The sequence below is a fragment of the Aquiflexum sp. genome (assembly GCF_977115555.1).
This window is the reverse complement of sequence record NZ_CDSBKL010000191.1, coordinates 1-7,719: the sequence shown is the minus strand read 5'-3', so window position 1 is coordinate 7,719 and position 7,719 is coordinate 1. Positions and strand designations below refer to the sequence as shown.

Sequence of the window (7,719 nt, the reverse complement as noted above, 5' to 3'; positions counted from 1 at the left end):
CCTTTCATTCATACAAATTGACTTTAAAATAACGTAGAGGTTTATGCCATAGTATATATTAGAGGGTTAAACAATTAAAATATTACAACCAAATGTAAAGAATCACTTTGTTTGATGCAATAGATACAGGATTTTTTTTATTTAATAATTTCACAAAAATCAGTCAATATCAAACTATTTGCACTTTATCGTCAAAAAACTGAAATTTAATTTGGAATTTGAGCCGGTGATCATCAAAAAATTCTACCGTATAGATATTTCTTAAACGCATATACTCTGAGGTTTAGTATAATGTTGCAAAACTCAGGCCTGATTTTTCAGAGAATGATAAAAAGGAAGAAATTAAGCTTACAGGTATGGGTGAATGCTGTTTTTAAGAATCGAAATTTATTAACTTCGATTTTTCAATACTAACAAAAATTATGGAAATAAGCGGAAAAGTAGTTCAAATCATGCCCGAGGCAAGCGGATCCTCCACTAAAGGCACTTGGAGAAAAAGAGAATATATCGTCGAGCAACCGGGACAATACCCTAAGAAAGTTTGCATGGTCATCTGGGGTGACAATATTGATCAGTTTGCACTCCAAGTCGGTGACGAGGTTACTGCATCAGTTGACGTAGAAAGCAGAGAATACAACGGCAGATGGTACACAGATGTGAAAGTGTGGAAAGTGGAAAAGGGCGGAGCCCAAAAACCCAAGGAAGCAGCTTCTGCCAAATCCATTCCTGAAATCACTACTTTTTCTGATGAAAGCGGGGATGATGTATTGCCTTTTTAAAGGTATTTTACTTTCTTCGATTGCAAATAATTTGTCTCAAACCAGAATTTTGGGACAAATTTTTTTTATATAATAGAGCCAACAATAAGCAATAAGCCATGTGGGAAGACGATGACGAAAATGATTCCTGGGACGGAAGTGACGAAGAGGAATTCCGAAAAGAACATGACCGGATCAATAACCATCCCCTGAAAGCCAAGGGAATGGAAATCTATAAACTTACAAGAGCTTTGGTGGGTTCTCTTGACGAGGCAAGGGCAGAACTCTACGGCAGTCTGATGATGGAAAGTGCTTTGATCCTTCCTTCAAAATTTTCCGGTGCAGAAGGCGTCAATGACTATATCCTTAAAATGGAAAATGCCACCATCATGAAAATCCATGCACGGAGTCTCAATTCTATGACATACCAACTGGCATTGGAGGGAACGCATGCCGAAGAACACCTGCAGCTACTGAGGGATGCAATCCAAGAGTATAAGGAAATGTTTGTCCTGTGGGTGAGTGGATTTGGATCAGCAGAAAAGTACGATGATGGCTGGGGGCTTTTTGTTGATTAGTGCAGGCTTTGACCAAATTTAAATCCAAAATATGCCCCACCCATCATCAATACCAAGGCGATTCCTCCGACCAAGAGCATAACACCCAGAGGCATTTCCCATTGTTCGGAGCCGATTTTGAAGCGGATGATTTTTTTGAAATCCATATTTCAAATTATTGATTTTAATGCAGGTTGACAAAAGAAAAAAAATAAAAAAGCGGGCTTACATAAACCCGCTCTTTCAATCAAACTAGTAAACAATTGTTCAAACTAGTAAACTTTAATTTATAAGCCACTAGTTTTTACGCATGTCTCCAACCTTTTGTTTCAATTTCTTCAGCAGATTTCTCAACTTTTTCTTTAAGCGACTCCTTGAAGGCAAATAGGTTCTTGGAAATTTCTTCAGAAAATGCTCCGATCATAGAGGCAGCCAATATTCCTGCATTCCTACCACCGTTCAATGCGACAGTGGCCACGGGAATCCCCGAAGGCATCTGCAGGATGGAAAGGATGCTGTCCCATCCATCAATGGAATTGGAGGACTTCACGGGAACTCCAATCACCGGCAGGGTAGTCAATGAAGCTACCATCCCGGGCAAATGTGCCGCTCCTCCGGCTCCTGCTATGATGACTTTGAGGCCTCTTTCTTTCGCACTTTTTGCATAATCCATCATCCTGTCGGGAGTCCGGTGGGCTGATACGACAGTCAGTTCATACCCCACTCCCAATTCTTCCAAAACCAATGCCGCCTCCGACATGATGGGCAAGTCAGACTTGCTCCCCATAATTATCCCTACCTTTATTTCCATATTTTAGGCTTTTACTTTGATCAGTTCTTTTATTTCCAAAGCCCTTTTTTTCAGGGTTCCGATATTTTCATCCAAAATGGTCACGTGTCCCATTTTCCTGAAAGGCTTGGTCGTTTTTTTACCATATAGATGCACATAAACCCCTTTTTGGGACATGGCCTCGTCCAATCCTTCGACATATGCATCGCCTGTAAATCCCTCTTCGCCGAGTAGGTTGACCATGGCAGCAGGACATCTTGTATCCGTATTGCCTAATGGCATGTCCATAACCGCTCTGAAGTGCTGCTCAAACTGTGAAGTGAAATTGGCTTCTATCGTATGGTGCCCGCTGTTGTGAGGCCGGGGCGCTATTTCATTGACAAGGATTTCCCCCGATTTTGTGACAAACATTTCTACTGCCAAAATCCCAATCATTCCCAATTCTTCGATGACTTGTATTGCTATTTCCTTGGCTTTTTGTTCAATATCATCAGTAATTTGTGCCGGGGAAAACAAAAACTCCACCAAATTGGCGGTGGGGTGAAATGCACACTCAACTGCCGGAAATGCCACAGTCTCACCATTTTTGTTTTTTGCTACTATGACGGCGATTTCTTTGTCAAAGTCTATCAGCTTTTCCAATAATCCCGGCGCATCAAAAGCCTTATCCAAATCACTTTCTGTCCTCAGAATCTGCACGCCACGTCCGTCATAGCCTTCTCTGCCAAGTTTGTTGACTGCCGGAAGAAAAGAAGCATTTCTGATCACATCCGCCTTGTCTTCAGTCAAAATAAAATCTGCAGTGGGAATCCCTTTTTCTTTGTAAAACTGCTTCTGCAGCCTTTTATCTTGGATCATTTTGATGATATGAGGCTGGGGATATACTTCCTTGCCCTCATCAGCCAACTTCTGAAGAGCCTCGGTATTTACATTTTCGATCTCGATCGTGATGATATCACAATCCTGACCAAAGGCATACACCGTCTCAAAATCATTGAGACTGCCATTTACAAATTTTTGAGAGATGGATTTGCATGGGGCGTTTGGATCAGGATCCAAAATGTGGATATCTATATTATAGCTAATGGCGGATTGGATGACCATACGGCCAAGCTGACCCCCACCTAAAATTCCCAATGTTTTTTGCTGATAATTCTGTTGCACGTATGGATTGTTGAAAGCCCAAAAATAAGTTAAAAATGCTGGTAACCGAAAATCGGAAGGTCTAAAATAGAAAAAGCCTTCGAATGTGGGCTATATATGTCTAAATGAGAAAGATATTTTACAGACTTACCTCCGACCAACAATCCAATACAGAAGCGAGCTCTTGGCCTTCTTTTGGCTTCGCAAAAAAATTTGATCTCGCAGCAAAAAAAATCAGAATAAGATACCACTAACCTATTTTGAAAATCTAATTCCCATCAGCTCCATGAGTTTATGGGCATTGAAACTTGGACAGGGACCATCTTTGAGTTTATAATCAAAGTGGATTTTATCATCCATGATTTCACTGTGAAAACTTTTATTGACAAGGTAATCGAGGTTGTTTTCAAGTTGGCTGAGTTCTATGTCATGGGTAGAAATGATCCCTTTACAGTTGCTTGCTGCAAGCTGTCTGATCAATGCCCCACTTCCCATAATCCTATCTGCAGTATTGGTTCCTTTGAGGATTTCATCTAATAAGAAAAAGACAGTCTCTCCCTCTTCAGCCTTGGACAAAAGCTGTTTGATCCGTGCGAGTTCCGCATAAAACGAACTGACACTCTCTCCCAGATTATCTGTATTTCTCATACTTGTAAACAATTGGAAAGGCCCGAGGATAAAGGATTCAGACATTGTCCCTAAGCCAATATTTGCCATGACCATGTTGATCCCCAATGTCCTCATAAAGGTTGTCTTTCCTGACATATTCGAACCGGTCAGCAAAATGGTTTTGGTATCTTCATGAAATGAAAAATCATTGCCAACTGATTTTTCTTTGGCAATCAAAGGATGTTTTAGGTTTTTGGCGTCGATTGTTTTATCCCTTGACCAAGTTGGGAAGGTATGGTTTTGCTCTTCATGGGTAAAAGCCCCCAAAGAAACCAATACTTGCCAGGTATCAAAAACCACTTCCCAACCCGCAATGTGGCTGCCGAATTTTTTCCGCCAGATTTCTGCCCGCCAAAGGAGAAAAAAGTCAATCCAAAAAATCAGGTTGAAGATTACAAACATCAAATTGATCCTGTTCTGGATCATAAAGGTCTTTTGCTCCAACGATTTCAACACTTTGGAAGCGACAAAATTTTCGTTTTTAATGGGTTCTTTCAGCGAGTGAAGATAGGGATCAGCAAAGTCAGATTTTTCTATCAGGGAAGCCCACTTCCCAAAAGTCTTGATGTCTCCCTGATTTGGAAAAACTTGGGATGCCTCGTGAAGTGATTTGAAAACCAATGTCAGGAAAAACAGCCCCAACACAATCCATGCCCCTACCCAGACCGAAGGAATCATTCCCACTCCGGCCAAGAAAAGCAGGATAACTCCCCCGACTGGCCCAAGTATCATAGGGAAATAGTAAAAAGACCGCCAGATTTTGGGCTTTTTTAGCCAATTATAAAAATCAATTTTTGACTTTTCTCCTTTGATAAATGCCCTACCTGTTGCTTCAAAAGAAGAAATAAAACCAGGCTTTGAGCTCAGTTCCCGGACAGCCCCAGACCTTTCTGTGGCTAGATTTGAATTCATATAGGATAGAAGCCAGGAAGCCAATTTGGCTTTTCCACCTTTGTTGACTGTATGGTTTATCAATTGGAACAAAGAATGGCTTCCGAAAATATCAAGGTCGTTGGAAAAGGGATGGCCTTTGTCCATGAATTCGGTTCCAGGGTCAAATCCTTGGAGGTTTCTGGAAGCTCTCTTCTTTTTTTCTTCCTCCATTATGACCAACTCAGACAAAAATGCAGTCTCATCCCGGTTTTTATTGAACAAAAGAATGAGGTAAACAAACCCTGTGAGGGAAAGTAAAAAGAGCAATAGAAATAAAGGCCTGTCTGTCACACCAACAATAAATGCTGCTGCCATTACAAAAAAAACAGCTATTCTGACAATAGAAAGTATGATGCCTTTTCTTTTTGCCTTGACAAGCAAACCCAAAATATCTTGCGAAACGTATGCAGTATCCATGCGCTAAAGATACCAAAAGAATCTCCTTGGGCTAAAAATTATAGATGCAGCAAGTTATAATCGGTTAAAAAACCTGTGAATTGAACCATATCAAAAAGACTGTGTTCTTTCAATGCAAGAAAGTCTTTGGCAGACAGGACCAAGTAATTTATTAAACTTCCTAAATTTGGAGTACGAATCAATGACTATGAAAAAATGGACGGTGTTGGCTTTGGCCATTTTGGTATTTGGGGTTAGCGCACAGCAAAAGCCCTTAGATATGTGGGGTATGTTTACCAAAACTAGGTTTGTCGAGAAATTGAACAGGGAATTTGGAATGTATTTCCTTTATCCCATCTTCCCAGATGAACTGAAAGCCATGGAAGGAAAGGAAGTTTCAGTAACCGGGTTTTATATTCCTCTGGATATGGTTACCTCCAATTATGCTGTTTTGTCCAAATTTCCCAATGCAGAATGTTTCTTCTGCGGAGGTGCAGGTCCTGAAAGTATCGTGGTGGCATACCTAAAAAAAACTCCCGGCAAAAGAATCAATGTGGACGAAATCATTACCATCAAGGGAAAGCTGAAACTCAACGAAACAGATATCGACGAATTGAATTTCATCCTTTTGGATGCTGAGATAAGTAAGTAAACCATAAAGCAGGATGCCCAAAAAAAAAGAAAATAAGGAAGAAAAAAGTAAAAAAGAAACTTTGGCTGAAGAATGGGATTTTTCTGAGGGTTTCGGTGGTATACCAGAAAATGTATCTCTTACCAAGAATATTGGATGTGCCTCAAATTCAGCTGATAAGAAGAAAAAAACAGGCAAATTTTCTCAGTCAACTTAATAACCAATTGATTTTTTTTGCGTTACTTTCAGGATAAAACTTAATCCCCATGAAAGTAAATCACCCACAAATCCCTACTTTCCTGTTTGCCCTAGGAATAATCTTTTTGATGTTTTCCTGTGAAAAAACAGAAGAACTATTGCCTCAGCAAGACACAGCTGTCTTGAACGAAGGTGCACAGGTTAATGCCGCTTTTGATGAAGCAGACTTCTTTACATTGTCTGCCATGCAAAGCAACGGTCTTGGTTTGAGGACTCAACTCGGCCTTGAAAGCGATTACTGTTCGACTACAAAAGTCGATTTTTATCCAAACAACAAGTCAATTGTTATCAACTTTGGCGAAGGATGCACGAGCCCAAAAGGAATCAAACGCAAAGGGAAAATCATGCTGTATTTTTCTGCATTGTCCTTTGAGGCAGGAACAGAAATCACCTTGGCATTTGATGGCTATGAAGTCAATGGGCTCAAAATTGAAGGGCGTCGTAAACTCATTCACCGTGGATTCAGTGCAGATGGCAATTATTTCATGTTTGAAACGGTGATTTCGGCAGGAAAAGTGACTTGGCCGGATGGGACTTTTGCAACACTTGAAGGTGAATACCTCAAAAAACTATTCCTGCCTAATGATTCAAGAGGATTCAAATTGGAAGTAACAGGCGGTAGCGGAGGAGTCACCAGACTTGGTGTACCGTTTATGTCATTGATTGAAGAAAAACTGGTTTTCAATCAGTCTTGTACTGACAAGGGAAATTGGGTACCATCATCAGGAAAGGTAGAGTTGACTTTAAATACAGATTCCAAATACCTGATTGATTACGGTAATGGCGAATGTGACAAAGTTGTTTCCGTCACTCACAACGAAAAAACTGTATCTGTAAAATTTGATTAGTTAAAGGTGATTAATTAAAAACGAAAAAGACCGGAAATTCCGGTCTTTTCTTATTTTTTCCCTTCAGGGTAAAAATGGTGCACATCCCTTTGAGGAAAGGGTATGTTAATTTTGTTTTCTTCCAAAGCTTCTTTGATTGCTTCCATACTTTCCCAATATACGGGCCACAGATTCTCAGTATCTGCCCAGCACCTGATGGTAAGGTCCAGAGAATTGTCCCCAAAATTACCGAAATGAACTACCGCCTCAGGTTCTTTATGGATTCTTTCGTCTTTACCCAACACATCAAGGATTATTTTTCTTACACTTTTGATGTCAGTTCCATAGGCCACCCCAACTTTCATATCTATCCTTCGGGTTGGTTTTTGTGAATAGTTGACGATCAAATTATTGGCTAAAATCCCGTTGGGGACTGTTACCAACTTGTTGTCAAAGTTTCTCAGTTTGGTATATAAGATATCAATACTTTCCACTTCACCGGTCGTCCCTTGGGCCTCCACGGTGTCTCCTACTTTGAATGGCTTGAACATCAGGATCAAAACCCCTCCTGCAAAGTTGGCTAAGGATCCCTGCAATGCCAGACCGACTGCCAAACCAGCAGCACCCAAAATTGCTACAAAAGAAGTCATTTCTATTCCCATGGTGGTGGCGATGCTGATCAGCAACACTACCCAAAAAATGGCTTTGGCAAAACTTTTTAGAAAAGTGGCCAGAGAGGCATCCACTTCCGACTTTT

At 40.5% G+C, this 7,719-nt stretch carries 10 protein-coding genes; 5 read left to right on the top strand and 5 right to left on the bottom strand.

The window, feature by feature from the left end; genetic code table 11:
* Positions 1-422 precede the first annotated feature (422 nt).
* On the top strand, positions 423-779 hold the full coding sequence (locus tag ACZFYI_RS12165; protein ID WP_462524402.1) for a DUF3127 domain-containing protein: 357 nt from the start codon (positions 423-425) through the stop codon (positions 777-779).
* A 98-nt stretch (positions 780-877) separates the two neighbouring features.
* Positions 878-1,336 carry a hypothetical protein gene (locus ACZFYI_RS12160; RefSeq protein ID WP_462524401.1) on the top strand — a complete coding sequence of 153 codons (459 nt, stop codon included), beginning with the start codon at positions 878-880 and terminating at the stop codon, positions 1,334-1,336.
* On the opposite strand, the gene ACZFYI_RS12155 is transcribed toward ACZFYI_RS12160, so the two are convergent.
* The 4 genes from ACZFYI_RS12155 to ACZFYI_RS12140 all read right to left on the bottom strand — a co-directional run bounded on the left by ACZFYI_RS12155 (position 1,333) and on the right by ACZFYI_RS12140 (position 5,267).
* Positions 1,333-1,482 carry a hypothetical protein gene (locus tag ACZFYI_RS12155; RefSeq protein WP_462524400.1) on the bottom strand — a complete coding sequence of 50 codons (150 nt, stop codon included), beginning with the start codon at positions 1,480-1,482 and terminating at the stop codon, positions 1,333-1,335. The genes ACZFYI_RS12160 and ACZFYI_RS12155 overlap by 4 nt on opposite strands.
* A 137-nt stretch (positions 1,483-1,619) precedes the next feature.
* Entirely contained in the window at positions 1,620-2,126 is a 507-nt protein-coding gene (gene purE, locus ACZFYI_RS12150) for a 5-(carboxyamino)imidazole ribonucleotide mutase (RefSeq protein WP_462524399.1), read from the bottom strand.
* A gap of 3 nt (positions 2,127-2,129) precedes the next feature.
* Complete coding sequence (locus tag ACZFYI_RS12145) at positions 2,130-3,269, bottom strand: 5-(carboxyamino)imidazole ribonucleotide synthase (RefSeq protein ID WP_462524398.1); 1,140 nt, start codon at positions 3,267-3,269, stop codon at positions 2,130-2,132.
* 234 nt (positions 3,270-3,503) lie between these two features.
* A complete protein-coding gene (locus ACZFYI_RS12140; protein WP_462524397.1) occupies positions 3,504-5,267 on the bottom strand; it encodes a MutS-related protein in 1,764 nt (587 codons plus the stop codon).
* Positions 5,268-5,454: 187 nt separating this feature from the next.
* Here ACZFYI_RS12140 and ACZFYI_RS12135 point away from each other — a divergent pair, with 187 nt between their 5' ends.
* Genes ACZFYI_RS12135 through ACZFYI_RS12125 form a run of 3 tightly spaced genes read left to right on the top strand, consistent with a single transcriptional unit; the run spans position 5,455 to position 6,983 of the window.
* Positions 5,455-5,898 carry a hypothetical protein gene (locus ACZFYI_RS12135; protein WP_462524396.1) on the top strand — a complete coding sequence of 148 codons (444 nt, stop codon included), beginning with the start codon at positions 5,455-5,457 and terminating at the stop codon, positions 5,896-5,898.
* 13 nt (positions 5,899-5,911) lie between these two features.
* Positions 5,912-6,094 (top strand): hypothetical protein, encoded by a 183-nt coding sequence (locus tag ACZFYI_RS12130; RefSeq protein ID WP_462524395.1) that lies wholly within the window; start codon positions 5,912-5,914, stop codon positions 6,092-6,094.
* A 49-nt stretch (positions 6,095-6,143) separates the two neighbouring features.
* Positions 6,144-6,983: a hypothetical protein gene (locus ACZFYI_RS12125; RefSeq protein ID WP_462524394.1), complete on the top strand. Its 840-nt coding sequence runs from the start codon at positions 6,144-6,146 to the stop codon at positions 6,981-6,983.
* Positions 6,984-7,033: 50 nt separating this feature from the next.
* Here the strand turns inward: ACZFYI_RS12125 and ACZFYI_RS12120 are convergent.
* On the bottom strand, positions 7,034-7,719 hold a 686-nt coding region (locus tag ACZFYI_RS12120; RefSeq protein ID WP_462524393.1), incomplete at its 5' end, for a mechanosensitive ion channel family protein.